General features: G+C 67.7%; 23 protein-coding genes and 1 other RNA gene. 11 read left to right on the top strand and 13 right to left on the bottom strand.

Translation table 11 applies throughout. The annotated features are described in order from the left end of the window. Positions 1-35 precede the first annotated feature (35 nt). Complete coding sequence (locus F3H57_RS15755) at positions 36-1619, bottom strand: D-alanyl-D-alanine carboxypeptidase family protein (RefSeq protein ID WP_223163104.1); 1584 nt, start codon at positions 1617-1619, stop codon at positions 36-38. 449 nt (positions 1620-2068) lie between these two features. Here F3H57_RS15755 and clpS point away from each other — a divergent pair, with 449 nt between their 5' ends. The 4 genes from clpS to hemF all read left to right on the top strand — a co-directional run bounded on the left by clpS (position 2069) and on the right by hemF (position 5242). Then, positions 2069-2401 carry an ATP-dependent Clp protease adapter ClpS gene (gene clpS / locus F3H57_RS15750; RefSeq protein ID WP_149756884.1) on the top strand — a complete coding sequence of 111 codons (333 nt, stop codon included), beginning with the start codon at positions 2069-2071 and terminating at the stop codon, positions 2399-2401. Positions 2402-2444: 43 nt separating this feature from the next. Continuing rightward, positions 2445-3446 carry a class I SAM-dependent methyltransferase gene (locus F3H57_RS15745; RefSeq protein WP_149756883.1) on the top strand — a complete coding sequence of 334 codons (1002 nt, stop codon included), beginning with the start codon at positions 2445-2447 and terminating at the stop codon, positions 3444-3446. A gap of 31 nt (positions 3447-3477) precedes the next feature. Next, positions 3478-4278, top strand: coding sequence for an SDR family NAD(P)-dependent oxidoreductase (locus F3H57_RS15740; RefSeq protein ID WP_149756882.1), 801 nt, complete (start codon positions 3478-3480; stop codon positions 4276-4278). 70 nt (positions 4279-4348) lie between these two features. After that, positions 4349-5242, top strand: a complete 894-nt coding sequence (gene hemF / locus F3H57_RS15735; protein WP_149756881.1) for an oxygen-dependent coproporphyrinogen oxidase — start codon at positions 4349-4351, stop codon at positions 5240-5242. Positions 5243-5522: 280 nt separating this feature from the next. On the opposite strand, the gene F3H57_RS15730 is transcribed toward hemF, so the two are convergent. From F3H57_RS15730 to F3H57_RS15720, 3 genes are read right to left on the bottom strand one after another with little or no spacing between them, the layout of a single operon-like run. Next, on the bottom strand, positions 5523-6065 hold the full coding sequence (locus F3H57_RS15730; RefSeq protein WP_223163103.1) for a pseudouridine synthase: 543 nt from the start codon (positions 6063-6065) through the stop codon (positions 5523-5525). Next, positions 6062-6514: a nucleoside deaminase gene (locus tag F3H57_RS15725; protein ID WP_149756879.1), complete on the bottom strand. Its 453-nt coding sequence runs from the start codon at positions 6512-6514 to the stop codon at positions 6062-6064. Before F3H57_RS15725 ends, F3H57_RS15730 begins: the two co-directional genes overlap by 4 nt. Before the next feature lie 54 nt (positions 6515-6568). Beyond that, positions 6569-7450, bottom strand: coding sequence for a LysR family transcriptional regulator (locus tag F3H57_RS15720; RefSeq protein ID WP_149756878.1), 882 nt, complete (start codon positions 7448-7450; stop codon positions 6569-6571). A 99-nt stretch (positions 7451-7549) separates the two neighbouring features. Here F3H57_RS15720 and F3H57_RS22825 point away from each other — a divergent pair, with 99 nt between their 5' ends. Both F3H57_RS22825 and F3H57_RS22820 read left to right on the top strand, forming a co-directional pair. Then, complete coding sequence (locus F3H57_RS22825) at positions 7550-7675, top strand: hypothetical protein (protein ID WP_262504521.1); 126 nt, start codon at positions 7550-7552, stop codon at positions 7673-7675. 139 nt (positions 7676-7814) lie between these two features. Beyond that, positions 7815-7946: a hypothetical protein gene (locus F3H57_RS22820; RefSeq protein WP_262504520.1), complete on the top strand. Its 132-nt coding sequence runs from the start codon at positions 7815-7817 to the stop codon at positions 7944-7946. A 90-nt stretch (positions 7947-8036) separates the two neighbouring features. On the opposite strand, the gene F3H57_RS15715 is transcribed toward F3H57_RS22820, so the two are convergent. From F3H57_RS15715 to F3H57_RS22890, 5 genes are all read right to left on the bottom strand, one after another. Next, entirely contained in the window at positions 8037-9629 is a 1593-nt protein-coding gene (locus F3H57_RS15715; protein ID WP_149756877.1) for an ABC transporter ATP-binding protein, read from the bottom strand. Between the two features lie 265 nt (positions 9630-9894). Beyond that, positions 9895-11082 carry an ABC transporter permease gene (locus F3H57_RS15710; RefSeq protein ID WP_149756876.1) on the bottom strand — a complete coding sequence of 396 codons (1188 nt, stop codon included), beginning with the start codon at positions 11080-11082 and terminating at the stop codon, positions 9895-9897. A 4-nt stretch (positions 11083-11086) separates the two neighbouring features. Beyond that, positions 11087-12181 carry a microcin C ABC transporter permease YejB gene (locus F3H57_RS15705; RefSeq protein ID WP_149756875.1) on the bottom strand — a complete coding sequence of 365 codons (1095 nt, stop codon included), beginning with the start codon at positions 12179-12181 and terminating at the stop codon, positions 11087-11089. Between the two features lie 9 nt (positions 12182-12190). Beyond that, positions 12191-14305: an extracellular solute-binding protein gene (locus tag F3H57_RS15700; RefSeq protein WP_149756874.1), complete on the bottom strand. Its 2115-nt coding sequence runs from the start codon at positions 14303-14305 to the stop codon at positions 12191-12193. Positions 14306-14489: 184 nt separating this feature from the next. After that, the gene (locus F3H57_RS22890; RefSeq protein WP_149756873.1) at positions 14490-15602 is read right to left on the bottom strand and encodes a c-type cytochrome; all 1113 of its coding nucleotides are present in this window, start codon (positions 15600-15602) and stop codon (positions 14490-14492) included. A 153-nt stretch (positions 15603-15755) separates the two neighbouring features. Here F3H57_RS22890 and F3H57_RS15690 point away from each other — a divergent pair, with 153 nt between their 5' ends. Continuing rightward, positions 15756-16595 carry a prephenate dehydratase gene (locus tag F3H57_RS15690; RefSeq protein ID WP_149756872.1) on the top strand — a complete coding sequence of 280 codons (840 nt, stop codon included), beginning with the start codon at positions 15756-15758 and terminating at the stop codon, positions 16593-16595. Here F3H57_RS15690 and F3H57_RS15685 read toward each other — a convergent pair. From F3H57_RS15685 to F3H57_RS15670, 3 genes are all read right to left on the bottom strand, one after another. Then, positions 16568-16828, bottom strand: coding sequence for a DUF3253 domain-containing protein (locus F3H57_RS15685; protein ID WP_149756871.1), 261 nt, complete (start codon positions 16826-16828; stop codon positions 16568-16570). The two genes, F3H57_RS15690 and F3H57_RS15685, sit on opposite strands and share 28 nt — an antisense overlap. 713 nt (positions 16829-17541) lie before the next feature. Further along, an RNA gene (gene ffs / locus F3H57_RS15675) (signal recognition particle sRNA small type) lies at positions 17542-17638 on the bottom strand. 63 nt (positions 17639-17701) lie between these two features. Further along, positions 17702-19621 (bottom strand): metallophosphoesterase, encoded by a 1920-nt coding sequence (locus F3H57_RS15670; protein WP_188129711.1) that lies wholly within the window; start codon positions 19619-19621, stop codon positions 17702-17704. Positions 19622-19801: 180 nt separating this feature from the next. Between F3H57_RS15670 and nudC the strand changes: the two genes are divergently transcribed. After that, complete coding sequence (nudC, locus tag F3H57_RS15665; RefSeq protein WP_149756869.1) at positions 19802-20767, top strand: NAD(+) diphosphatase; 966 nt, start codon at positions 19802-19804, stop codon at positions 20765-20767. A gap of 71 nt (positions 20768-20838) precedes the next feature. Next, positions 20839-21306 carry an SRPBCC family protein gene (locus F3H57_RS15660; protein WP_149756868.1) on the top strand — a complete coding sequence of 156 codons (468 nt, stop codon included), beginning with the start codon at positions 20839-20841 and terminating at the stop codon, positions 21304-21306. A 165-nt stretch (positions 21307-21471) separates the two neighbouring features. Here the strand turns inward: F3H57_RS15660 and hemC are convergent, their stop codons facing one another. Continuing rightward, positions 21472-22446, bottom strand: a complete 975-nt coding sequence (hemC, locus tag F3H57_RS15655; RefSeq protein ID WP_149756867.1) for a hydroxymethylbilane synthase — start codon at positions 22444-22446, stop codon at positions 21472-21474. Between the two features lie 98 nt (positions 22447-22544). Between hemC and hemE the strand changes: the two genes are divergently transcribed. Both hemE and F3H57_RS15645 read left to right on the top strand, forming a co-directional pair. Then, the gene (hemE, locus tag F3H57_RS15650; protein WP_149756866.1) at positions 22545-23570 is read left to right on the top strand and encodes a uroporphyrinogen decarboxylase; all 1026 of its coding nucleotides are present in this window, start codon (positions 22545-22547) and stop codon (positions 23568-23570) included. 329 nt (positions 23571-23899) lie between these two features. Then, positions 23900-24523: a DUF6338 family protein gene (locus F3H57_RS15645; protein WP_149756865.1), complete on the top strand. Its 624-nt coding sequence runs from the start codon at positions 23900-23902 to the stop codon at positions 24521-24523. Positions 24524-24765 lie beyond the last annotated feature (242 nt).

Below are 24765 nucleotides of genomic sequence, written 5' to 3'. Positions count from 1 at the left end.
CCCTTAGCTTGGATCGTGCTGCAGGGAAAGCCGCCTCAGCCCGGCGGACCCACCATGAAGCAGGTGACCTTGCGTGCCTGCAGGCGGCGGCAGGCGAGGTCTGCCATCTCGCGGGTCATGCCCATGAAGTTGGCGTCGTAGCCCGACGACCGCTCGACCACCTTGCGCAGCGACCCGTCGAGCGACGACATCTCCGACAGCGCGGTCTGCACCAGCATTTTCTGCGCGGCGTAGTGGCTCGGGTAGCGGCCGACATTGATGCCCCAGTGGCGTCCGCCCGAGGTCGACACACGGCTGACGACCTCGGTCGCGGCGTCGTCCGGGGTGTTGCGCGAGGCGACTGCAATTTCGGCCTCCGTGGTGCCGCCGGCGGAGGCGACGACCACGTCCTGCGGCCGGCCGCGGGGGCGCAGCGAGGCGCCCGGGGCGGTCACCGTGCCTGCGGCGGCCTGCGTGGCGGCACCGGCCGCATCGGCGGCGGCGACATCCACCGCGGCGGCGACGGCTTCGGCCACGAGGTCCGATTCGGCTTCCGCGGCGGCTTCGGCTTCCGCGACGCGGGTTTCGGCCAGCACGGTTTCTATGTCGGAGCCGACCGAAGCGACGAGCGGTGCCGGTTCGGGCTCCGATCCCGGGCGCGGTATCGGGCGCAGGCTGCGCGTCACCGCGGCCGACACCGTGCGCACCGACTTGCCGTGCCGCCCGGCGACCGGATCGGCATCGCGCGCGACCTCCATGTCGATGCCGGAATTGCCCTGGTAGGGCGGGCGGCGCGGCGCCGAGAAGGCGACGCGCGACGGTGCCTTGGAGAACCCGAGGTCGAGCAGCTTGGCCACCTGCGCGTTGCGCGAGGCGGTGGAATTGCCGCCGAAGACGGTGGCGATCACACGCTCGCCGCCGCGCTCGGCCGAGGCGACAAGGTTGAATCCCGCGGCTCGGGTGTAGCCGGTCTTGATTCCGTCGGCGCCCGAATAGCTCTGCAGCATGCGGCGATTTGTGTGCGACACCTGCCGCATACCCGCATCGGCGGTGATCCGGCTGAAGAGGTTGTAGTACTCGGGGTAATCATAGAGCACGTGGCGCCCGAGGATGGTCATGTCGCGCGCCGTCGACAGGTGTCCCGATTCGGTCAGCCCGTGCGCGTTCTTGAAGGTGGTCCGGGTCATCCCCAGCGCCTTCGCGGTGCGGTTCATGCGCCGGGCGAACGCGGCCTCGGAACCCGAGATCGCCTCTCCGATGGCCGTCGCGGCATCGTTGGCGGATTTCACCGCCGCAGCCCGTACCAGATAGCGCAGCTTGATTTTCTGGCCCGAGCGCAGGCCGAGCTTCGACGGCGGCTCCGACGCGGCGTTGCGCGTGATGGTCACTTCGGTGTCCATCGACAATTCGCCGTTCTCCACCGCCTCGAAGGCGATGTAGAGGGTCATCATCTTGGTGAGCGAGGCGGGGTGCAATCGCGTGTCCGCGTTCTCGCTGTAGTATACGTCGCCCGACCGCGCATCCATCACCATGCCCGCATACGGCGCCGCCAGGGCGCTGAGCGGAATCACGATGAAGAACCAGAATGCGGTGAGAATGAATAGCCCGGTATGGCCCGGCCGCCTGCGCCGTCCCGTCACTGTTGCCCGCCTTTGTCTGCCTCGGGGTTCCCGATGTTTCGGTGAACCGGTCTTGTTGTTGCGCCTCGCCTGCGGCCTCGCGCGATTAGAGTAAAGGTACCACGAGAACTCTGCCGCGCAAAGCGCTCATTTCCCTACGTATTTCGGCTTTTGAGGCTGTGGGTGCACCACATCTAGGTGAGGTGCCGCAAAGTTAATACAAACTGGGCGATTGTGGTGAGAATGTGGTCGCGCCCCTGCCGGCATCCGTGTCGGCGTCGGGGCCCTGCGGCGCGGCGGATTCGATTGCCCCGCGAAATGAATTCGACAATGGCTCCACCCTTTTCTACACCGGCCGTGCGATTATATACTGAGCCCAAACCGGCCAGCCAGCAGGGATGCTTTCCGAGCATATGACCTATCTTTGCCACAGAGCGTCCGAGACGTTCGGCCCCGCCTTGCCCCTGGGCATGAGCGGTTCCGATACGGGTCCGGGTGGCGGCGACGACAGCGATGCCGGCGTCGTCGTCGATACCAAGCCCAAGACGAAGCGGCCGCCGCTTTACAAGGTGCTGCTGCTGAACGACGACTATACGCCGATGGAATTCGTGGTGCACGTGCTGGAACGTTTCTTCGGCATGAACCACGCGCAGGCCTTCGAAATCATGCTGACAGTGCACAAGAAGGGGGTCGCCGTCGTCGGGGTCTTCAGCCACGAGATTGCGGAAACCAAGGTCGGGCAGGTGATGGACTTCGCCCGCCGTCACCAGCATCCGCTGCAATGCACGATGGAAAAGGAGTGACCGCGGCGTCCCCAACCGCGTCTCGCCGGGCGGCGTGTCCGGAATGACGGTGTCCCGACTGACCTTCGCGGTCGAGAGCGGCGCGCTGGCGCTTCCGAGTTCCGGCCGCGTTGCGGTGTTCGGACCGTCGGGCGACACGGATCTGTCGGCCCTGCCGACCGAACGCTGGCATGTCATTCAGCCTTTCGCACCGGATCATGACGCGCTCGCCGCGCGCGGTTTCGATTGTGCCGCCTCGCCGACCTCCGGCTATGCCGCTTCGCTGGTGGTGTTGCCGCGAGCGCGCGACCGGGGCGAGGCGTGGATCGCCGCCGCCGAAGCGGCGACCGACGGCCCGGTGATCGTCGAGGGCGCGAAGACCGACGGGATCGACGCGCTTCTGAAAGCGTCGCGCAAGCGGGCCGAGATAAAAGGGCAGGTCGCCAAGGCGCATGGCAAGCTCTTCTGGTTCGATGCCGGCAACGCTTTCGCCGGATGGCGCCGCACACCCGCTGCGAACAAGGACGGTTACCTTACGTCGCCGGGCGCGTTCTCGGCCGATGGCATCGACCCCGCGTCGAAGGCGCTGGCCGAGGTGCTGCCCGGCCGGCTCGGCCCCGCGGTCGCCGATCTCGGCGCCGGCTGGGGGTACCTCTCGACCGCGATCCTGTCGCGCGGCGGCGTCGAGACGCTGCACGTGGTGGAGGCCGATCGCGACGCGCTCGATTGCGCGGAGGCCAACGTCGCCGATTCGCGCGCGGTGTTCCACTGGGCGGACGCCCGGCGCTGGCGGCCCGAGTCGCCGCTCGACGCGGTGGTGACGAATCCGCCCTTCCATGTCGGCCGGGCCCCCGATCCGGCCATCGGCCGCGCTTTCCTGGTGTCGGCGGCCGGGATGCTGGCCGCGCATGGCAGCCTGTGGCTCGTGGCCAATCGGCACCTGCCCTACGAGACCGTGCTTGAAGAGGCCTTCCGCGATGTGGCAGAGGCCGGCGGCGACCGCCGCTTCAAGATTCTCCATGCCGCGCGGCCGCGTCATGCCGCGCCACAACGTGCCCGCGCCTGACCCGGCCCCGGTTCCCTTACAGGACATCGCCATGACCTTCTCCATCGACGGCAAGACGGCCATCGTGACCGGCGCCGCGAACGGTGTCGGCCTCGCCATCGGCCGGCATTTCGCCTCCAAGGGCGCCAACGTGATGTTCGCCGACATGGACGAGGGGCGGCTGGCCAAGGAGGTCGGCCGCGTCGACGACGACGCCAATATCCGCTATTTCGCCGGCGACCTGCGCGAACGGCTGACCCTGGCGAACTTGCTTTCCGCAACTCTCGACGCCTTCGACCGGGTCGACATCCTCGTGAACGCCAGCCGGCAGATGATGCCGTCCGATCCGCTCGACATCGACGACGTGTCGGTGAACGAGCTTCTGGACCAGAACCTGGTGACCGCCCTGCGGCTGACGCAGGTGGTGGCCAAACGCATGATCAAGCAGAGCGAGGATAGCGACGTCGTCCAGGCCGGTGCCATCGTCAACCTGTCGTCGATCGCGGCACGGCGCACGCATCCGTCGCTTCTTGGTTACTCTGTGTCCTGCGCGGCGCTCGACCAGATGACGCGATCGATGGCGGTGGCACTGGCCTCGCACCGCATCCGGGTCAACGCGCTGGCCTTCGGGTCGGTGATGTCGTCGAGCCTGAAGGACACGTTGAAGGAGCACAGCGAATATCGCGGCGACATCGAAGAGCACACGCCGCTCGGCCGCATCGCCTCCCCGGACGAGCTGGTGGAGGCGGCGCAATTCCTGTGCTCGGATTCGGCGCGGTTCCTGACCGGGCAGATCATGACCGTCGATGGCGGGCGGACGCTTCTCGATCCGGTTGCGGCGCCGGCGCACTAGGTCGAGCTCCTCGAGCCCTTGCGGGCTCTCCTCGCCTCTGGCTAGGACGGGTGGCACAGGAGGGACGCGGATGAGCGACGAGATGCAGGCCGAGAAGGCGCGCGCGAGCGCCTGGTTCCACGAATTGCGCGACCGGATCGTCGCCGCCTTCGAGGTGATCGAGGACGCGCATTCCGAGGGGTCGGGCGCGGCGGCGGCGCCCGGGCGTTTCGAGGTGACGAAGACGCAGCGGCGATCGGATGACGGCTCCGACGCGGGCGGCGGGCTGATGAGCGTGATGCGCGACGGCCGGGTGTTCGAGAAGGTCGGGGTGAACGTCTCCGAGGTCTACGGCACGCTTGGGGAGCGGGCGCAGACGGCGATGGCGGCGCGCAAGGGGATTCCCGGCATGTCGGAGGATCCGCGCTTCTGGGCCTCGGGGATCTCCCTGGTCGCGCACATGCAGAACCCGCACGTGCCGGCCGTCCACATGAACACCCGGATGTTCTGGACGCCGCATGCCTGGTGGTTCGGCGGCGGGTCTGACCTCAATCCCTGCCTGGAATATCCGGCGGATACCGAGCATTTCCACGCCACGCAGAAAGCGCATCTGGACCCGCACGGGACGGAGCATTACCCGCGCCTCAAGGCCTGGGCGGACGAGTACTTCTATATCCCGCACCGGAACCGAGCGCGCGGGGTGGGCGGCATCTTCATGGACGATCTGTGCAGCGGCGACTGGGATGCCGACTTCGCGCTCACGCGCGACATCGGTGAGGCTTTCCTTCCGGCCTACCTGCCGCTGGTCGAGGCGCGGCGTTTGCAGGACTGGACCATTGCTGACCGCGACGTGCAACTCGTGCATCGCGGGCTCTATGCCGAGTACAACCTCGTCTACGACCGCGGCACCAAGTTCGGTCTGGAGACCGGGCACGACGCGAACGCGGTGCTGATGTCGCTGCCGCCGCTCGCGAAGTGGATCTGAAGCGGGAGGGGCGCTGCCCCTCTTGGCCTTCGGCCAATTCACCCCGGGATATTTTTTGGACAGATGAAACCCATTATTAAGGTTAATTGGCCACGCTGACAGCGCGGTACAGGCGGGGACGCCGATGACCGCGGCAGGTGAAGCCCGCTCGGGTTCATCCTACGGCCCGTGGCATGTGCTGCGGGCCGTGTCCTCCCCGGGCTTTCATCTGCCCATAAATATCCTCGGGGGTGAATTGGCCGAAGGCCAAGAGGGGGCGGACAGCCCCCTTTTCGGGTCATCACAGCTTGCGCCAGGCGCCGGGGGCAAGGCCGTCCAGTGTCCAGTCGGCCACGGACCAGCGCACGAGCCGCAGACAGGGCAGGCCGACATGCGCGCACATGCGGCGGACCTGGCGGTTGCGCCCCTCGGTCAGTTCGATTTCGATCCATGCATCCGGCACCGTCTTGCGGTAGCGCACGGGCGGGTTGCGGTCCCAAATCCCGGGCGGGTCGATGCGGCGCGCGCGGGCGGGCCGGGTGGGACCGTCCTTCAGAGTCACGCCGGCGCGGAGCGCCGCGAGCTGGGCCTCCTCGGGCGTGCCCTCGACCTGGGCGAGGTAGCGCTTGGCGCGCTTGAATTTCGGGCTGGCAATCCGGGCCTGCAGCTTGCCGTCGTCGGTGAGGATCAACAGACCCTCGCTGTCGCGGTCGAGCCGGCCCGCGGGATAGACGCCGGGGATATCGACGAAGGCCGAGAGCGTCGGGCGCGGCGATCCTTCGTTGCCACGGTCGGTGAATTGCGAGAGCACCCCGTAGGGCTTGTTGAACAGCAGAACAGTCACGGGCGGCGCTTCGCGAAGAAGGCGCGCAGCAGCGCTTCGGCCGGGGCGGCGGAGAGGCCGTCGTAGATGTCGGGCACGTGGTGGCATTGCGGGTGCGAGAAGATCCGTGGGCCCTGCGCCACACCGCCGGATTTCGGGTCCGCCGCACCGTAGTAGAGCCGCGCGATGCGCGCGAAAGAGATCGCCGCCGCGCACATCGGGCATGGCTCCAGCGTGACATAGAGCGAATGGCCCGGCAGCCGTTCCGAGCCCGCGGCGATGCAGGCCGCGCGCAGGGCGAGGATCTCGGCATGGGCGGTGGGGTCGGCCATCTCGCGCGTTCGGTTGCCGGCGGCGGCGACCACGCGCCCGTCCGGCGCGACGACGACGGCGCCGACCGGCACTTCGCCACGCGAAGCGGACGCGCGGGCTTCGCTCAGCGCGGTGTCCATATGGCTGCGGAACTCCATCGCGGGTCCTTCTAGCCGGCCGGGGCGCGGAGGAACAGGCCCGGCAGGCCGGCCTCAGCGCCGGTCGCGGGCCGCTTCGCGCCGGAGCCAGGTGACGAAGGCGCGCAGTTGCGGGCGCACCGCGCCCGGCGCCGTGACGATGTGGTAGCCCCCTCCGGCGCGTTCCTCGAAAAGCAGCCGGAGGCGACCGGCGTCCACGTCGCGTTCGACCGCGACCTGCGATGTCACCACGATGCCTTGCCCGTTGCGCGCGCCGTCGAGCATGAGGTTGCCGGGCACGTGGATGATCCCCTTCGCGAGGCGCTTGGTGATGCCGTGCTGGGCGAACCAGTTCGATGCCTCTGTGGTGCCGAGCTCCTGCAGCCAGGGAAAGCCGAGGAGGTCCTCGGGGCGCTCGGGTTTCAGGTCGCCTATCAGTTCCGGCGCCGCGACGATCCAGATCGGGGAGGACATCAGCGGCTCGGACTCGAGCCCCGGCCAGCCGGCTTCCCCGTACCGGATCGCCACGTCGATGCCGCCCGGTTCGGGATCGTTCAGGCGGGGCGTGGGGTCGATCATGATGTCGATCTCGGGGTGTGCGGTGCGAAAGCCCGCAAGCCGCGGCATCAGCCAGTTCGACGCGAAGGAGGGCGAGGTCGACACGTGCAGCGGCCGGTCGGCATCCGCCCCGGTCAGCGCGTCCACCGTCTGCGCGATGCGGCCGAAGGCGGCGATCAGCGTGTCGGCAAGCTGGCTGCCCTCGGGCGTCAGCGCCAGTCGATTGCCGCTACGGTCAAGCAGTTTGACCCCGAGATGGGTCTCCAGGTTGCGCAATTGCTGCGACACAGCCGCGTGGCTGACGTTGAGGATCGCGCCGGCGCGCGTGACCGACCCGGTTTCCGCAAAGGCCGAAAAGGCGCGCAGCGCCGAGAGCGGGGGCAGGCGGGAGAACGGCATCGGTAAGCTTGCCTTACATCCTTCTAGAATTCCTGATTCGCATTCCGCCTCCATGTAAACAACATTGAGGTCATCAGCGCAGCCCGAAAGGAACCCACAATGTTACAGATTCTTGCAAACAGCTTCCTGACCGCCACCGGAAGCCAGTCCGAGGTGAAGACGTGGGAACGCCGCCTCGGGACCGCCAAACCGCGCGCGGCGCGCCGCGCAGGAGGTGAAAAATGACACGCCATCGTCTGACTGCCACGTGGCTGGGCCTCGGTCGCAGGCTCGGCGCTCTCGAGGAAGCGCGCCGGGAGCGACTGCGCCGGCCGGTCACGCTGGAAGACAAGATTCCCTTCGCACGCAGAAAGGAGAGACGGCTATGATCGACCCGATCCTGAAACAGACCGAAGCGATGCTGCGCGCGGCGGAGCGGATGCGCTGGCTTTTCCGGCTGTCGCCGTGGGATGCGGGCCGCACGCCGACCGCGCCGCGCTACCGCGCCGCCCGCTGAGTTTCGAACGCGCCGGCGCCCGATCCCTGACGGTCCGCCGGCCGACACTGCGGCCCCCTTCGCGGGGGCCGTTTTTTCGTTTGGGCGGTGTCAGCCCACCGGGTCGAAGGCGGCCGCGATCAGGGTGCGGGTGTATTCGGTCTGCGGGCGGTCGAAGATGTCCTCGGTCGCGCCGGCTTCCACCACGTCGCCGTTCTGCATGACGATGACCTTGTGGCTCATCGCGCGCACCACCTTCAGGTCGTGGCTGATGAAGAGATAGGCGAGGTCGTGGCGCCGCTGAAGCTCGCGCAGAAGGTTCACGATCTGCACCTGCACCGTCATGTCGAGTGCCGAGGTCGGCTCGTCGAGGACGACGAGCCGCGGGCGCAGGACCATGGCGCGGGCGATGGCGATGCGCTGGCGCTGGCCGCCGGAAAACTCGTGCGGGTAGCGGTACATGGTGGCGGGGTCGAGCCCGACCTCGCGCATCACCTCGGTCACCAGCTCGCGATGTGGGCGCCCGTCCGGGGAGCCATGGACGCCCAGTCCCTCGGCAATGATCTGCTCACAGGTCATGCGCGGGCTGAGCGAGCCGTAGGGGTCCTGGAAGACGATCTGCATCTCGGAGCGCAGGCGGCGCAGACGCTTGGTGTTCCAGCCCTTCACGTCCTCGCCCCGATAGGTGATGCCGCCCTCTGACTGAATCAGCCGCATGATGGCGAGCGCCAGCGTGGTCTTGCCGGAGCCCGATTCGCCGACGATGCCCACGGTCTCTCCGGCGCGCACGGACATGGTCGCGTCGTTGACGGCCTTCACGTAGCCGACGGTGCGGCGCAGGAGGCCCTGCGTGATCGGGAACCAGATCTTGAGGTTGTCGGTGCGCGCGATTTCTTCCGCGCCGGTCTTCACCGGCTCGGGCGTGCCGGTGGATTCGGCCGACAGAAGCATCTGTGTGTAGGGATGCTGCGGGTTGGCGAAGATCTCCTTCGTCACGCCGGCCTCGACGATCTCGCCGTCCTTCATCACGCAGACGCGGTCGGCGATGCGGCGCACGATACCGAGGTCGTGGGTGATGAACAGAAGGCTCATCCCCTCGTCGCGCTGGATACGGCCGAGAAGGTCGAGGATCTGCGCCTGGATCGTGACGTCGAGCGCGGTTGTCGGCTCGTCCGCGATCAGCAGGTCGGGCCCGTTGGCGAGCGCCATGGCGATCATCACGCGCTGCCGCTGTCCGCCCGAAAGCTGGTGGGGATAGGCGTTGAGGCGCGATTCGGGTTCCCGGATGCCGACGCGGGTCATCAGATCGAGGATGCGCGCGCGGGCCGCCTCGCCCTGCAGGCCCTGGTGCAGCGCAAGGCTTTCGGAGAGCTGCTTTTCCAGCGTGTGCAGGGGGTTGAGCGACGTCATCGGCTCCTGGAAGATGAACGAGATGTCGTTGCCGCGGACCTTCCGGAGGAGCCTGTCCGAGGCGCCCACCATTTCTTGCCCGTCATAGGTGACAGAGCCCGCGACGCGGGCCGCAGGGCCAAGGAGCTGCACCGTCGAAAGCGCGGTGACGGACTTGCCGGAGCCGGATTCGCCCACGAGCGCGACGGTTTCGCCGCGTTCGATGTGGAACGACACGCCGCGCACCGCCTGCGTCTCCATCCCGTCCTGGGTGAAGGTGACGGAGAGGTCCTTGACGTCGAGGATGCGGGTCATGCGCGGGCCTTGATCTGTGCGGGTCGTGCGTCGGAGGGGTAGGGGCGTGAGGTTGATGCAAGGCGCGAAATCCGAAGCCGTCCCGCCCGGCGCCTGCGCCGGGCAGCGCCTGCCTGCGCCCCGGCAGGCGCTTTCAAACGTTCAATAAGTGGTACCGTCAGGCCGCAGGCGACCGGATCGAAATCTTCCCGGCCACGTCTGAGCGCCCGCCCAGGCAGGCGCTGCCCGGCGCAGGCGGCCCAGTGGAAGCGCAGGAGACCGCCCGTCATGTGAACGTCTTCCGCGGATCGAACGCGTCGCGGATGCCTTCGAAGATGAAGACCAGGAGCGACAGCATCAGCGCGAAGACCGCGAAGGCGGTGAAGGCGAGCCAGGGCGCCTGCAGGTTCTGCTTGGCCTGGCGCGTCAACTCGCCCAGCGACGGCGCCGAGGAGGGCAGTCCGAAGCCGAGGAAGTCGAGCCCCGCCAGCGTCGCGATCGTGCCGGTGACGATGAACGGCAGCATGGTCAGCGTTGCCACCATCGCGTTCGGCAGCATGTGCCGGAACATGATCTTCCAGTTCGACACGCCGAGCGCCCGCGCCGCCCGCACGTATTCGAGGTTGCGCGCGCGCAGGAATTCCGCCCGCACCACGCCGACGAGCGTGATCCATCCGAACAGCACCATGAGGAACACCAGAAGCCAGAATCCCCGCCCGAGGATCGCGAAGAGGATGATGATGATGTAGATCTGCGGCGTCGCCGCCCAGATCTCTATGATGCGCTGGAAGATGAGATCGGTGAGGCCCCCGAAGAAGCCCTGCACCGCCCCGGCGATGATGCCGATAAACGACGACAGGCCCGTCACCAGCAGCGTGAACAGGATCGACAGGCGGAAGCCGTAGATCACCCGCGCCAGCACGTCGCGCTTGGTGCCGTCGGTGCCCAGCCAGTTCTGCTCGTTCGGCGGCAGCGGCGCGGCTCCGGGCCGGTCGACGGGGGTGTCGTAGCTGTAGGGGATCGGCGGCCAGAGGGTCCATCCCTTCTCGAAGTCGGGATCGTCGATGCTGCCCTCCCGCGCGGCCTCGATCATCTCGGATGGCGCGTCGAAGCAGTCGACCAGCCCGCCGGTCTCGATCAGGCACTGCACCTCGGGGTCGCGGTAGGCGGCCTCGGTGCGGAAGTCGCCGCCGAAATCGGTCTCCGCGTAGAAGCTGAAGATCGGCATGCGGTATTCGCCGCGGTAGTTCACCAGGATCGGCCGGTCGTTGGCCAGAAACTCCGCGAAGAGCGACAGCACGAACAGCACCAGGAAGATCCACAGCGACCAGTAGGCGCGCTTGTTGCGCTTGAAGTTGCGCCAGCGCCGCTTGTTGAGCGGCGAGAGGGCGCAGCGGCCCGTCTTCTGCGGTGGCGGTGCCCCGAGAACGGAGGCCGGCGCGGCGGTTTCGGTGGGGCGGGGATCGGCGGACATCGGCTCAGCCCTCCCGCTTCTCGAAGTCGATGCGCGGATCGACGAGGACGTAACAGAGGTCGGACAGGATGTTCACCAGCAGGCCGATCAGTCCGAAGAGGAAGAGCGTGCCGAAAATCACCGGGTAGTCGCGCTGCAAGGTCGCCTCGAAGCCGAGCCGGCCGAGACCGTCGAGCGAGAAGATCGTCTCGATGATGATGGAGCCGGTGAAGAACACGCCGATGAAGACGCCGGGGAAGCCGGCGATGATGATCAGCATCGCGTTGCGGAAGACATGACCGTAAAGCACTTGCCGCTCGCCCAGACCCTTCGCGCGGGCGGTGATGACGTACTGCTTCTTGATCTCGTCGAGGAACGAGTTCTTGGTCAGCAGAGTCAGCGTCGCGAAGGCCGAGATCGTCATCGCCGCCACCGGCAGGGTGATGTGCCAAGCGTAGTCGAGGATCTTGGCGCCAAAGGACAGGGATTCGAAATTGTCCGAGGTCAGCCCCCTGAGCGGGAAGATCTGGAAGTAGGACCCGCCGGCGAAGACCACCAGCAGCACGATCGCGAAGAGGAAGCTGGGGATCGCGTAGGCGACGATGATGAGTGCCGATGTGTACGTGTCGAAGCTCGACCCGTCGCGCACCGCCTTGGTAATTCCGAGAGGTACGGACACCAGGTAGGCAATGAGCGTCGTCCACAGGCCGAGAGAGATGGACACCGGCATCTTTTCCAGCACCAGGTCGGTGACGGAGATCGAGCGGAAATAGCTCTCTCCGAAATCGAAACGGGCATAGTCCCAAACCATGTTCAGGAAGCGTTCGAGCGGAGGCTTGTCGAAGCCGAACTCGCGCTCGAGCTGTTCGATGAATTCGGGCGGCAAGCCCTGCGCGCCGGGATACTGGCTGTCGCCGGAGCCGAGCAACTCCTGGCTTGCGACGTCGGCGCCCTGGCCGCCGGAGAAGCCGCCGAAGACGTCGCCGCGGCCCTGGATGTTGGCGAGGGTCTGTTCGATCGGGCCGCCGGGCACGAACTGGGTCAGCACGAAGTTGACCACGAGAATGCCCAGCAGCGTCGGGATGATCAGCAGCAGACGCCGCAGGATATAGGAAGCCATGTGGGGCGGTTACCTCAGCACGCCGTTTTCGCGCATCGCTTGGGCCTCGTCCTGGTCGATCCACCAGAAGTCGCTGACGCCGATGGCGTAGGGCGGCATGTCGTCGGGATGCTTCATGTGCCGGTAGTAGGCGACGCGGTGGACGGCGGAATAATGCATCGGGATCTGGAAGAACTCGAAGCGCAGGGCGCGGTCGAGCGCGGTCATCGCGGCATCTTCCTCTTCCTGGCTTTCACTGTCGAGCGCGACGTCGATGAGCGCGTCGATCAGCGGACTGGCCAGCCCGGCGGGATTGAAGAGCGAATACTCCGCTGCCTCGGAGCCGTACATCTGGTTGAGCCCCGTGCCCGCGCCGGTGAGCGCGCGGTAGCTGTCATAGACCATGTCGTAATCTCGCTCGCGCGTGCGCAGCGAGTATTGCGAGGGATCCATCTTCTCCACCCTCGGCCTGATGCCCATGGCCGACAGGTTTTCCGCGAAGGTTTCGTGCATCGCCTCCACGGTGGGGTCGGCGTTGCCGGGCAGCGGGATAGCGAGGGTGAGCGGTTCGCCTGCCTCGTTGCGGCGGACGCCGTCGTCGCCCACGGTCCAGCCGGCCTCTTCCAGGAGCCGCGCGGCCTGGCGCAGGTTGCGGCGGTCGGTGAGGCGGGAGCCGTCGGATTCGTGTGGCATCACGGCGGGTTCGGTGAGCATCTCCTCGGGCACCAGATCGCCGAGCGATTGCAGGATCTCCAGCTCTCTGCCCTCGGGCACGCCGGTGGCCATGATGTCGGTGTCCTGCGCGAAAGAGGCGCGCTGGTCGTAGAGACCGTATTGCAGCGACTCGTTGGTCCATTCGAAGTTGTAGGCCAACGCGATGGCCTGGCGCACGCGCTTGTCCTGCAGTTTCTCCACGCCGAGGTTGAAGACGAAGCCGATAGGCGTAGGGGGCGTGCCGTCGGGGATCTCTTCACGGATCACGTCGCCGCGGTCGACGGCCGGGAAGTCGTAGCCGGTGGCCCAGAGGCGTGAGCTTGCCTCGTCGCGATAATGGACCTCGCCGGCCTTGAACGCCTCGAAGGCGGCGGTGGTGTCGGCGAAGAACTCGATACGGATGGTGTCGTAATTGTGCCGGCCGCGATTGATCGGCAGGTCGGCGCCCCAGTAATCCGGGTTGCGCTTGAGAACGATGCGGCGGTTGGCGACGACCTCGTCGATCATGTAGGGGCCCGAGCCCGGCGGCGTCTCCATGCGGCTTTCGTCGAGCCGGGCTCCGGTTTCCTCGAACCACGCCTTCTGGAACACCGGCCCGCCGCCGACCTGGTCGATGAGCGAGCGGCGCGAGATGCCCTCGACGAAGTCGAAGCGCACGGTGTGCTCGTCGATGACCTCGGCGCTTTCGATGCGCTGCTTCACGGCGGAGGAGAACGACGGCAGGCCCTGTTCGAGAAAGAGGTTGTGGGTGAACACCACGTCCTCGGCCGTCACCGGCGTGCCGTCGGAGAACCGCGCCTCGGGGCGCATGTGGAAGATCGCGTAGGTCTTGCCTTCATCGTATTCCACCCGCTCGGCGAGAAGGCCGTAGAGCGCCTCGTTGTCGTCGGCGGGCACGGATTCGCCGCCGCCATAGGCCGTCGCGAAGAGGCTTTCGTAGGGGTAGATCGAATAGATGTAGGCGCGGCCCTGGCGGGCATAGGGGTTCATCGAATCGAAAGTGCCGGTGGTGGCGATCACCAGCTCGCCGCCCTTGGGGGCGTCGGGGTTGACGTAGCTCAGCACGTCGAAATCGGCGGGATACTTGAGGTTGCCGAAATAGGAATAGCCGTGGGCTTCGATGACCTCGGTGGCGGCCGCTTCGCCGGAGGCGGGGGCGGCGGCGCGGGCAGGCGAGGTGTCGTCGGCGGGGGCGGCCTCCTCGGAGGCCCCGTTCGCGGTGGCGCCCGTTCCGTCCGCCTCCTGGGCGGGCAATTGCGTGGCGGCAAGCGCGAAGATCAGGGCCAGCGCGGTGAGCCCGGCGCGCGCGATCCGGAGGCTCGAGCCGCCCGATGCCTCGGCGCGAGCGGCGGTCCGGCGGCGGGGGGCATCCCTGCGGGGCGATAGCCGGGTGTCAGTCCTGTCGATGCTGCGGCCTCGCGTCACGTTCATCCGATCCCCTCCGGCTTCGATGTGCCCTGGTGCACTGTAGTCCGCGTAAAGCTAAAGGCCCGGCACGGCCACGATCAAGTTGCGTCTGTGTTATCTGGCGTGGGGGCGCCGACCCGGCCCCCGGATACAGCAAGGCCGCCGCCCGGACGGGCAGCGGCCCCGATCTTTTCAGCCGCGTGCGGCGTTATTCGACGCTGTTGAGGTACGCGATCACGTTTGCGCGTTCCTCTTCGGAGCGCAGGCCGGCAAAGCTCATCTTCGTGCCCGAAGCGAAGCCGCGCGGGTTCTCGAGGAAGGCGTCGAGGTTTTCGGGCGTCCAGACATCGGCGGCTTCCTTCAGAGCGCCGGAGTAGTTGAAGCCCTCTGCCGCGCCCACGTCGCGACCGACAACGCCGTTGAGGTGCGGGCCGACGCCGTCGCTGCCGTCGAGCTTGTGGCAGGCGCGGCACTTGTTGAACACGCGCTCGCCTGCTTCGGCATCGGCGTTGGCAAGGATCGCCGAGCCTTCGCCGCCCTCGGAGCCCGCGGCCTGTTCGGTCTCGCCGCCCTCGGAGCCCGCGGCCTGCTCGGCTTCGCCACCCTCGGCGTTGCCCTCGGAGTCCGCGGCTTGCTCTGCTTCGCCCCCCTCGGCGCCGCCTTCGGATTCTGCGGACTGTTCGGTGTCGCCGCCCTCGGCGTTGCCTTCAGAGGCTGCGGCCTCTTCGGTGTCGCCGCCCTCTTCGGAGGCGGCTGCCTCGTCGGAGCCGCCTTCGGTCACGCCGACCTCGGCATTGCCGCCGTGTTCGTTGAGATAGGCGATCAGGTTCACGCGGTCCTCGCCATCCGACAAGCCGGAATAGCTCATCGATGTGCCCGGCGCCCAGCCCGACGGGTTCTCGAGGAAGGCAAAGAGCGTCTCGGGGTTCCAGACGTCGGCGTCCTGCTCGGAGAGCGCGCCGGAATAGCTGAAGCCCTCGGCGGCACCGATGTCACGGCCGACGACGCCGTAAAGGTAGGGGCCGACCGCGTTGGCGCCCTCTTCGAGCTGGTGGCAGGCGCGGCACTGGTTGAACACGCGCTCACCCGCGCCGGCGTCGGCCTCGGCCCAGAGGCTGGCGAAGTCGACCGTCTGCTCTTCCTCGCCGCCGCCCTCTTCGGAGCCGGTGTCGATCACGTAGGCGGCATGCACCTCTTCGTCCCCATGCGCCTCGATGCCCACGTGGTAGATGCCTTCGGCCGCCCATTTGCCCAGCAGGAAGACGAGGAAGGTGCCGCAAAAGCCGCCTACCACCTTGGTGAACGTCATCGTGTCAAACATGGGTTGCGTATCCGTCTCGAGGTCCCGTTCGCGCCGTGTAGTATTGGTTCCCTTCGGTTGTGGCAAGGTGTAGTAGCCGCGACCAAACGCCCGGACGGGTGGCATTTTCGCGCACGCGGCCCGAGCGCGCGCCAAGACACGGACGATCCTGCCATGACAGACCGACCCCGCATCGCCTTTCAGGGAGAACCCGGCGCCTATTCCGATGAGGCCTGCCGCGCCGCACGGCCGGACCACGAACCGATGGCCTGCCGCACCTTCGAGGACGCAATCGCCGCGGTGCGCGAGGGCGAGGCGGCGCTGGCGATGCTGCCGGTGGAGAATTCGACCTACGGCCGGGTGGCGGACATCCACCGCCTGCTGCCGCATTCGGGGCTGCACATCGTCGGTGAGGCCTTCGTGCGGGTGCACATCAACCTTCTGGGAGTGAAGGGCGCGACAGTGGCGGACGTACGCGAGGCGCATTCGCATCTGGTGCTGCTGCCGCAATGCGGCGCCTACCTGCGCCGGCACGGCATCACCGGGCGGGTCAGCCCCGACAACGCGCGCGCCGCCCGCGAGGTGGCCGAGAGGGGCGATCCCGCGCACGCCGCGCTGGCGTCGGAGCTGGCGGCCGACATCTACGGGCTGGACGTGCTCGCCCGGCACATCGAGGATCACGAGAGCAACACCACGCGCTTCCTGGTGATGGCGCCGGCGCCCGACATGACGCGGCGCGGCGACCACGGGATGCTCACCAGCTTCGTCTTCCGGGTGCGCAGCATCCCCGCGGCGCTCTACAAGGCGCTCGGCGGCTTCGCGACCAACGGCGTGAACATGACCAAGCTGGAAAGCTACATCGTCGACGGCACCTTCGAGGCGGCGCAGTTCTATGCCGACATCGACGGGCACCCGGACGATCCGGCGGTGCAGCGCGCGCTGGAGGAGCTGGACTACTTCACCCACATGCTGGAGATCCTCGGCACCTATCCGCGCGATCCGCGCCGCCCCTGAGGGGCGAGCGACAGGCGGATAGGTCCGTGCGCCGTGTCCGGGTCGATCTGGGCGCCACGCCGCGTTGCGATCAGCGGCAGGTCCTTCGCGACGCGGCGGATGTGAGGCAGCAACGGGCGCCACTCGTCCGAGAGCCGGCGCGCGGCCTCGGAGGGGCAGAAGCTCTTGCCCGGGCCGCGCGCCTTGGCGAGCGTCATGAGCGCGGCGGCGATATCGTTATCGCTGGCGGACATCCGCCGCATCTAGGCCGTCGCTGGGCGGCGGCGAGGCTGCTTCCATATTCCATTTTACGAAGGCCGGTCACGGGCGCTAGCATACGGCCCTGACGTCCTTTGGGGGAAGGATCGACGCAGGATGTTCTGGATGGGGACCGCGGGGCATCGCCCCGACCGTAACGACACGAGGCTGCCATGAGCGTGATCTACGCGCTGCCGGTGGGCGGCGGCATTCTGGCGCTGGCCCCGCTGCCGGGCAGCGAGGATGGCTACGCCAAGGATTTCGAACACATACTGAACTGGACGCCGGCCCTGGTGGTGTCGGTCGCCACCGATGAGGAGCTGGCCTCGACCGGCGCCAAGGGGATCGGCGCAAGGTTGCAGGAACGCGCGACGCGTTGGGCGCACATGCCGGTGGCGGAGGGCGAGGTTCCGCACGGCGTCGCGGCGCAGGCCTGGCCGGACATATCCACCTGCGCGCGGCGCGCGCTCTGGGGCGGCGGCCGGGTGCTCATGCACGGACGGGTCGGAATCGGGCGGCCTGGCATGGTGGCGCTGCGGTTGATGATCGAAGCGGGCGAGGCGCCTGACGAGGCGCAGGACCGTCTGCGCGCGTTGCGGCCGGCAGCGCTTGCCGATGCGGCGCAGATGCGCTGGGCTCTGTCGGCAGAGCGCGAGGCCGCGGTCTTCAAGTCCCGGAGGGACCGCGGCCGCCCAATGGCGCCGCGGCAGGTGAGAGGCTGGAAAACGACCCAAGCGGGTCTCGTTACGGCTGCTTCCTTCCGGACCTGACCGGGTTGGCGAGGCGCTTGCCCGCACCAACCTCTCAAGGCCGTAATTAGGGGGCGCAACGCGGATTCGCAACCCGGCCCAAGTGGATTCGCTGCGGATTCAGAGATCGCGGCGAAAGAGCGTGAAGCCACGCATTGTCTCGGTCGCTGTCGGGGAGAGACCGAGTTCTTCCATCCGGCAGGTGTGGCGCAGCGCGCCTGGTCCCGAAGGATAGAGGACGCTCGCACCCTCTATCGGAGAGAAATGCCATGGCGCGCGGCGCTCCACTCTAAGCGCGCCGACCTCGGCGATCGAGGCGGCCAGGATCTGCGGCACCGTGGCTTCGGGCGCGAGGACAGGTGCCCTTCCCCAGCCGGAGGGAAAGCCGCCGCTGCCGGCGGCGCGGAAGGAGCCCACCGCGAAGTGGAACTCCGCGTCCGGATCGAGCGGGCCGCCGCGATGGGACAGCCCTCGCACGCGCCCGCCGCCGCCCGGTACCGGCCGTCCGAGGGTATCGAAAGCGGCCGGGCGCGACAGGTCGATCTGCCACTCGAGCCCGTCGATCATGTCGAAATCGTAGGACGGCACGTCGTGCGTCAGGAGCGCCGCCCCGCGCCTGTCCGGTTCCACCTGCCGGAACACCGAGGCCGCGCGCTCCAGCCACGCGCGCAGAAGCGGCGTGCGCACCCGGTAGACGAGCACCCGGTTCGGGAACGGGTAGATCTCGTTCACGTGGCGCATCAGCAGATCGCCGGGCGGGATGTCGACATAGCCGTCGGGTCCGGCGCGCCCGCCCGCGGCATAGGCGGCGGTCGAAACCAGCAGGGGCGCCGCGGCCAGCGCTCCGGGGTCCAGCGCGGTTTCGAGGTGTCGGCGCAGCCCCCAGGCGATGACGCCCGGCGCGCTGTAATCGCCGGCCAGCGCGAAATGACTGGTTACCGGGGCACTGATGCGGCCGATCGGCCGGCGCACCTGCGCCAGCGTGTCCTGGTGGTCGCCGAAGATGGAGTTCAGCACCCGCGCGTATTCCGCCTGGCCGGGCGTGCCGCGGCCGACCGGCGGCGGTCCGGCGGGGCGGCGCGTGCTGGCGCCCCGCGCGGGACGCCAGCCTGCATCCGGGGCGGGGCGTGCCAGCACCAGATCGACCTGGCCGAGATCTCTGCCGTGGCTGCCGGGGGCGACGACGACGGTGTCGCCGATGCGCCCTTCGTCGCTGTCCTCCTGCGGGAACGGGCGGTGCGTGTGGCCGGCAACGACGACGTCGAAGCCGCCGGCGGCTGCCAGGCTGCGCGCCGCCCCGTGACTCTCTTTCGCAAGCTCCGCCGCTTCGAGACCGGCATGGCAGAGCGCCACGGTCAGGTCGCAGCCCTCGCGGTGCATGGCCGTCAGGACCCGCGCGGCGCTCTGCGGGATGCTCTCGGCCGTGACCCGGTCCCGCAGCCGCTCGCGGTCCCAGACCGTCGTTTCGGTGGGGGCGAAGCCGGTGATCCCGATGCGCAGCGTCACCTCGTCGCCGTGGCTGTCCGTGGCCGTGCGCTCGATCACCGCGAATGGCGGAAAGATGGTGTCGCCGCCCTGCGAGGGCGCATGATACAGATTGGCCAAGACCACCGGAAACTCCGCCTGGGCGTAGGTGCGCGCCAGAAAGCCGAGTCCGTAGTTGAATTCGTGGTTGCCCACGGTGGCGGCATCGTAGCCCAAGACGTTCATCGCAGCGATTGCCGGATGTCTGCGCCGCGGCTGCACCGCCGCGGCCATTGCCGCGTGGTCCCCCATCGGGTTGCCCTGGATCAGATCGCCGTTGTCGAGAAGCAGGCAGTTCGGCGCTTCGTCCCGTGCCGCGGCGATGGCCGGGGCGAGCGCGGCGAGGCCGCGCGCGTCATCCGGGCGATCGGTGAAGTAATCGTGCGGATAGAGCTGCATGTGCAGATCGGATGTCGCCAGGATCCGCAGGTGCAGGTGCGCCGCTTTCGCCGTGCCGCCCTCGTCCAAGTGACTGCGCTTCATCCTTTTGACGATGGTCCGGGGATCGGTCTGCAAAATACTCTCGCGCCACGTTCGAGAAGGTCCTGGCCCCCAAAGCTAGTTTAGCGCTCGCCGGCCCGGCTTCAATCAAAAGCTGTGGGGGCTTCGAGGTCATTCGTCTCTGCGTCGCGGCGAATTGCCTCTGCCCGCGGGGCGTGAGAAAGCTTGCCCGGCACGGACGCGGGAGGGACAGGGATGCGACATGCGGAGGACGTCACCTTCGGCGGATCCGGATTTGACCGGGGGGCGGAGATTCGCCCGGATGCGCAGGCCGTCGCGGCGGCCGAGGCCGATCCGGCGGCCAGCGCTGTCCTGATCTGGCGCGGCAAGCCGCTTGTCACCGGGGCGGCGCGCGACCGGCTTGCCCGGCTTCGGCTGAGCCATCCGGTCGTGGCCGGTGCCGCGCCGCCGCGGATTCTGCTGGGGCGCGAGGACGGCGCGCCGCTTTTCGCCGTCGACATCTCGAACTGGGCGCCCGAGGGCGTGGACCCCGCCGCGATCGGCGGGTTCGTGGACCTGAGCGAACAGGTGCATCCCGATATTCCGGAGGCGTGTTTCGCCGAATTGCGCCAGGTGATGACGCGGCTGACCCCGCACGACGCGGAACTGGCCGCGACGGCGCGGGCGCTGATGGGCTGGCACGCGAGCCACCGGTTCTGCGCCTGCTGCGGAGCCGAGAGCGTACCGGCGCAGGCCGGCTGGCAGCGGCTCTGCCCCTCCTGCGGCGCGCGCCACTTCCCGCGCACCGACCCGGTGGTCATCATGCTGGTCACGCGCGGCAACCGCGCGCTGCTGGGCCGCGCGCCGGTCTGGCCCGAGGGCATGTATTCCTGCCTTGCCGGTTTCGTGGAGCCGGGCGAGACGCTGGAGGCGGCGGTGCGCCGCGAGGTCTTCGAGGAGGTCGGGGTGCGTGTCGGCGCGGTGCGCTACCTCGCCTCGCAGCCCTGGCCGTTCCCGGCCTCCCTCATGATCGGGATGCACGGCGTCGCCGAGAGCGAGGACATCATTCGCGACCCGGTTGAGATCGAGGACGCGATGTGGGTGACGCGCGAGGACCTGAGCGCCGCCTTCGCCGGCCGCCACCCGCTGATCGCGCCGGCCCGCGAGGGCGCGATCGCGCGGTTCCTGCTGCGCAACTGGCTTGCGGACCGACTGGATTGACGACAGGCTTGCCGCCGCGACAACAGGCGGCCCGGAGCGGCCGCGACACCGGGACAGGGGCAGCACCGACCATGCAGTTTTCGGTCAGGGAAGACATCGAAGGTCCGCTCGACCGCGTCTTCGCGGAGATGAGCGACATCGAGGCAATCGAGCGGGCGGCGATGCGCCGCGGCGTGGAGGTGTCGCGCATCGATACGGGTGAGACGACCGGGCCGGGCATGACCTGGCAGATCGCGTTCCGCTATCGCGGCCGGCAGCGCGAGGCGCGGATCGAGATGACCGAATATGCGCCGCCGCACCGGATGGCATGCCACAGCGTGTCGGGCGGGCTGGAGATCGACACCGCGGTCGATTTCGTGGCCTTGTCGCGGACCCGCACGCGGATCGCCATGGACGTGGATCTGAAGCCCCGGACGCTGTCGGCGCGGCTCCTGGTGCAGTCGCTCAAGCTGGCGCGCGGAAGCATCGAGAAGCGTCTCAAGGCACGGTCGGCGGACTTCGCGCGCGACCTCGAGGCGCGGGTGAAGCGGGCCGGCTAGGCCGGCGCTCCGACCTCCGGCCCCTCGCCCCGCCCGCCGTCCCTTTTTTGGGCGGTGCGTGTGGAGAGGTCGAGGGGGCGCTGCCCCCGTCGCCTGCGGCGACTCCCCCGGGATATTTCCGGGCAGATGAAAGCCCGGAAGACGCGCTGAAGGTCAGGGACGGCTCTAGAGGCCGCCGCCGCGGACCTTTTCCGGCGCGATCCAGTCGAAGAAGTCGGGGCCGGCGCGGCCGAGCAGGTCGCGGGCGAGGTCGCGGCCCATGGCGGGGCCGTCCTCTACCGGGCCGCTTCGCTCGCCGGAATGGGCCTCGGACCCGTCGGGGCGCAGGACTTCGCCGCGCAGCCAAAGAGTGCTGCCGTCGAGGAGCGCGAGGCCCGCGATCGGGGTTTCGCAGGAGCCGTCGAGCGCGGCGAGGAAGGCGCGTTCGGCGGCGAGGCGCTGCGCGGTTTTCGCATCGTGGATCGCCGCGAGCAGGTTGGCGGCCCGGCTGTCGTCCTCGCGCCGCTCGATGCCGATGGCGCCCTGCGCGATGGCGGGCAGCATGTCCTCGGGCGCGACAGGGGTCTGCGGCAGGTCCGACATCGCGAGCCGGTTGAGGCCGGCGCAGGCGAGGAAGGTGCAGCGGGCGACGCCGTCCTCGAGCTTCTTCAGCCGGGTCTGGACGTTGCCGCGGAACTCCACCACCTCGAGGTCGGGGCGGCGGTGCTGCACCTGCGCGCGGCGACGCAGCGACGAGGTGCCGACGACCGCGCCCTCGGGCAGGTCGGAGACGGCGGAAAATTCAGGAGAGATGAACGCATCGCGCGGATCTTCGCGCGGAAGGTAGGTGTCGAGCACCAGCCCCTCGGGCTGCAGCGTCGGCATGTCCTTCATCGAGTGCACGGCGAGGTCGATCTCGCCCGAGACCATGGCCGCCTCGATCTCGCGGGTGAAGAGGCCCTTGCCGCCGATCTCTTTCAGCGGGCGGTCGATGACGCGGTCGCCTGTGGTCTTGATGACCACGATCTCGAACGCCTCGTGCGGCAGGTCGAAGGCGTCCGCCAGCCGGTCGCGCGTCTCGTTCGCCTGAGCGAGGGCGAGCGGCGAGCCGCGGGTGCCGAGTTTCAGCGGGGCGTCGGGGGAGGGCATCTGGATCGTCATGCCCCGAGGCTTAGGCGCCGCACGCGGAACTGGCAAGCATGCTTGACACCGCTCCCCGCGCGTCGGACCCATGGCGGGTTCACGGACGAGGAGGCGACATGACCAAGACCATCCTGCGCGCACTGGCCGGAGAGGCGCAATCGGTGCCCCCGGTCTGGATGATGCGCCAGGCCGGGCGCTACCTGCCGGAATACCGCGCCACGCGCGAGAAAGCGGGCGATTTTCTGTCGCTGTGCTACAACCCCGAGCTTGCCGCCGAGGTGACGCTGCAGCCGCTCCGGCGCTATGATTTCGACGCCGCGATCCTCTTTGCCGACATCCTGCTGCTGCCGCAGGCGCTGGGCGCGGATCTGTGGTTCGTGAAGGGCGAGGGGCCGCGGCTGTCGACAATCACGACCGAGGACGATTTCGCCGCGCTGAAGCCGGTGCACGCGATCGACGAGACGCTGTCTCCGATCTACGAGACGGTGAAGATCCTGTCGCGGGAACTGCCCGCCGAGACCACGCTGATCGGGTTCGCCGGGGCGCCGTGGACCGTGGCGACCTATATGATCGCCGGGCAGGGCACGCCCGACCAGGGGCCGGCGCATGCGCTCAAGGCGGAGAACCGGGCGCTGTTCGAGCAGCTTCTGGGCAAGATCACCGAGGGGACGATCGAGTACCTGTCGAAGCAGATCGAGGCCGGCGCCGAGGTGGTGAAGGTCTTCGACAGCTGGGCCGGATCGCTTACGGGCGAGGAGTTCGACCGCTACGCGACGGAGCCCGCGCGGATCATCACCGAGACGCTGAAGCGGCGCCATCCGGGCGTGCCGGTCATCGCCTTCCCGCGGCAGGCGGGGGAGAAATACATCGGCTTTCACGCCGCGACGGGGGCCGATTGCGTGGCGCTCGACAATTCCGTGGATCCCGCGTGGGCGGCGGAGCATGTGCAGATGTCAGGCTGCGTGCAGGGCAACCTCGCGCCGCACCACATGGTCGAGGGCGGCGAGGCGCTGGTGCGCGAGACCAAGCGCATCGTGGAGGCCTTCCGAGGGGGGCCGCACATCTTCAACCTCGGCCACGGGATCACGCCGGACGCGGATCCGGACAATGTCAGCCGGATGATCGAGGCGATCCGGGGGTAGGGGCTGCGGATTGCGTCCGGAGCGGTGCCCCGGCGCGGAATCAAGGCCGGAGGCCGCCGCGCCAGCGCCGACCCGCCCCCCGGGGCGGCGCTTTGGTTGGGCCTGGTGGAGCCTCGGAGGTCTTTCGGATGTGGCCGGGATAAAGCGCACCCGCTCGGAGGGTCGGAGCGCCACCCCGCGGGTCGGCGCTGGCGCGGCTTGGGTCTTGCGAGCCCCATAGACCACGAACGACTCGCTCACAGTCCAAATTTTTACAGGAACTCCAGAATGTACTCGCGAAGCTTAGAGTGATATGAAGTAGAATTAATTCAGAAGTTTTGGGTGATCGGGTGCAAGAGCTTCTATCTCTTTCTTGGCAGACACAAGCGGTCCTGATCGGAGGATATTTAGCTTACGTTATAGCTTACTCTGGTCGCCGCATGAACCATCGGGCTTTTGATGCATTCGCAATTGTTTTGGTTTTCGGCGGATTTTCATTAATTTCTTTATCAATTCTTGATAGTGCTCTTGGTGATAATCACTGGAAGCACCAAATCTCCGGCGTTGTATCCGTTGTTTTCCCATGTCTCATAGCCATTGCATGGAGGCGATTCTTAAAAGACTGGGTGTCAGACAAAATCAACTTATTGGCCGGGGCGCAAGAAGACGGTTTGCCAACTGCTTGGGACACGGTAATCCAAACTCAAGATGTTGCATATTGCCAGTTGATCGTCAGTCTTAAAGATGGGCGTTCGCTAGAAAGCTTCCCTCTTGGGGATTACAATGATCTACCCAACGGACCCTGTGTTCTTGGGTCTGACGGCTCCGTCGCTATGTATGTTACTCATATTTTTGAGAAGAATGAAAGTCGTCCTGCGACCGAAATAACGAACGACCTAGGAAGCCGCCTAACTTACATACCTGCCGATCAGATCGCAGAGGTTGATTTTAGAAGAGAGGCTCGACGAAAGTGATTATTTTCTGCCGCCAGTACTACCTCCGCCGCTGGTCGTACCGGTGCCTCCGGAACCAGTCGGTTGCACCGAGCCTTGTGTGGAACCTCGTCCGCTTGACGTGGATCCAGAGCCGGTTGGCGTTACGGACCTTCCGGAAGGAGTCGATGAACTGCCTGATCCTGTGGGACGGACTGAGTCCCCGATGAATACGCGTTTGCCCGACATGTCTTTCACCATTTCTAGTGGTTACAGCCCATTAC

The sequence above is a fragment of the Roseivivax sediminis genome, assembly GCF_900112685.1.
In the GTDB taxonomy this organism is placed as follows: Bacteria; Pseudomonadota; Alphaproteobacteria; order Rhodobacterales; family Rhodobacteraceae; genus Roseivivax; species Roseivivax sediminis.
This window is presented reverse-complemented; position numbering and strand designations above follow the sequence as displayed.

Bases quoted from the DNA above. Each gene is read 5' to 3' on its own strand.
- F3H57_RS15660 (WP_149756868.1), top strand. From the start codon at position 20,839: ATGCAGTTTTCGGTCAGGGAAGACATCGAAGGTCCGCTCGACCGCGTC.
- clpS (WP_149756884.1), top strand. From the start codon at position 2,069: ATGAGCGGTTCCGATACGGGTCCGGGTGGCGGCGACGACAGCGATGCC.
- F3H57_RS15720 (WP_149756878.1), bottom strand. From the start codon at position 7,450: ATGCCGTTCTCCCGCCTGCCCCCGCTCTCGGCGCTGCGCGCCTTTTCG.
- F3H57_RS22820 (WP_262504520.1), top strand. From the start codon at position 7,815: ATGATCGACCCGATCCTGAAACAGACCGAAGCGATGCTGCGCGCGGCG.
- nudC (WP_149756869.1), top strand. From the start codon at position 19,802: ATGCGACATGCGGAGGACGTCACCTTCGGCGGATCCGGATTTGACCGG.
- F3H57_RS15705 (WP_149756875.1), bottom strand. From the start codon at position 12,181: ATGGCTTCCTATATCCTGCGGCGTCTGCTGCTGATCATCCCGACGCTG.
- F3H57_RS15690 (WP_149756872.1), top strand. From the start codon at position 15,756: ATGACAGACCGACCCCGCATCGCCTTTCAGGGAGAACCCGGCGCCTAT.
- F3H57_RS15725 (WP_149756879.1), bottom strand. From the start codon at position 6,514: ATGGAGTTCCGCAGCCATATGGACACCGCGCTGAGCGAAGCCCGCGCG.
- F3H57_RS15710 (WP_149756876.1), bottom strand. From the start codon at position 11,082: ATGTCCGCCGATCCCCGCCCCACCGAAACCGCCGCGCCGGCCTCCGTT.
- F3H57_RS15700 (WP_149756874.1), bottom strand. From the start codon at position 14,305: ATGAACGTGACGCGAGGCCGCAGCATCGACAGGACTGACACCCGGCTA.
- F3H57_RS15745 (WP_149756883.1), top strand. From the start codon at position 2,445: ATGACGGTGTCCCGACTGACCTTCGCGGTCGAGAGCGGCGCGCTGGCG.
- hemE (WP_149756866.1), top strand. From the start codon at position 22,545: ATGACCAAGACCATCCTGCGCGCACTGGCCGGAGAGGCGCAATCGGTG.
- F3H57_RS22825 (WP_262504521.1), top strand. From the start codon at position 7,550: ATGTTACAGATTCTTGCAAACAGCTTCCTGACCGCCACCGGAAGCCAG.
- F3H57_RS15715 (WP_149756877.1), bottom strand. From the start codon at position 9,629: ATGACCCGCATCCTCGACGTCAAGGACCTCTCCGTCACCTTCACCCAG.
- F3H57_RS15740 (WP_149756882.1), top strand. From the start codon at position 3,478: ATGACCTTCTCCATCGACGGCAAGACGGCCATCGTGACCGGCGCCGCG.
- hemC (WP_149756867.1), bottom strand. From the start codon at position 22,446: ATGACGATCCAGATGCCCTCCCCCGACGCCCCGCTGAAACTCGGCACC.
- F3H57_RS22890 (WP_149756873.1), bottom strand. From the start codon at position 15,602: ATGTTTGACACGATGACGTTCACCAAGGTGGTAGGCGGCTTTTGCGGC.
- F3H57_RS15685 (WP_149756871.1), bottom strand. From the start codon at position 16,828: ATGTCCGCCAGCGATAACGATATCGCCGCCGCGCTCATGACGCTCGCC.
- hemF (WP_149756881.1), top strand. From the start codon at position 4,349: ATGAGCGACGAGATGCAGGCCGAGAAGGCGCGCGCGAGCGCCTGGTTC.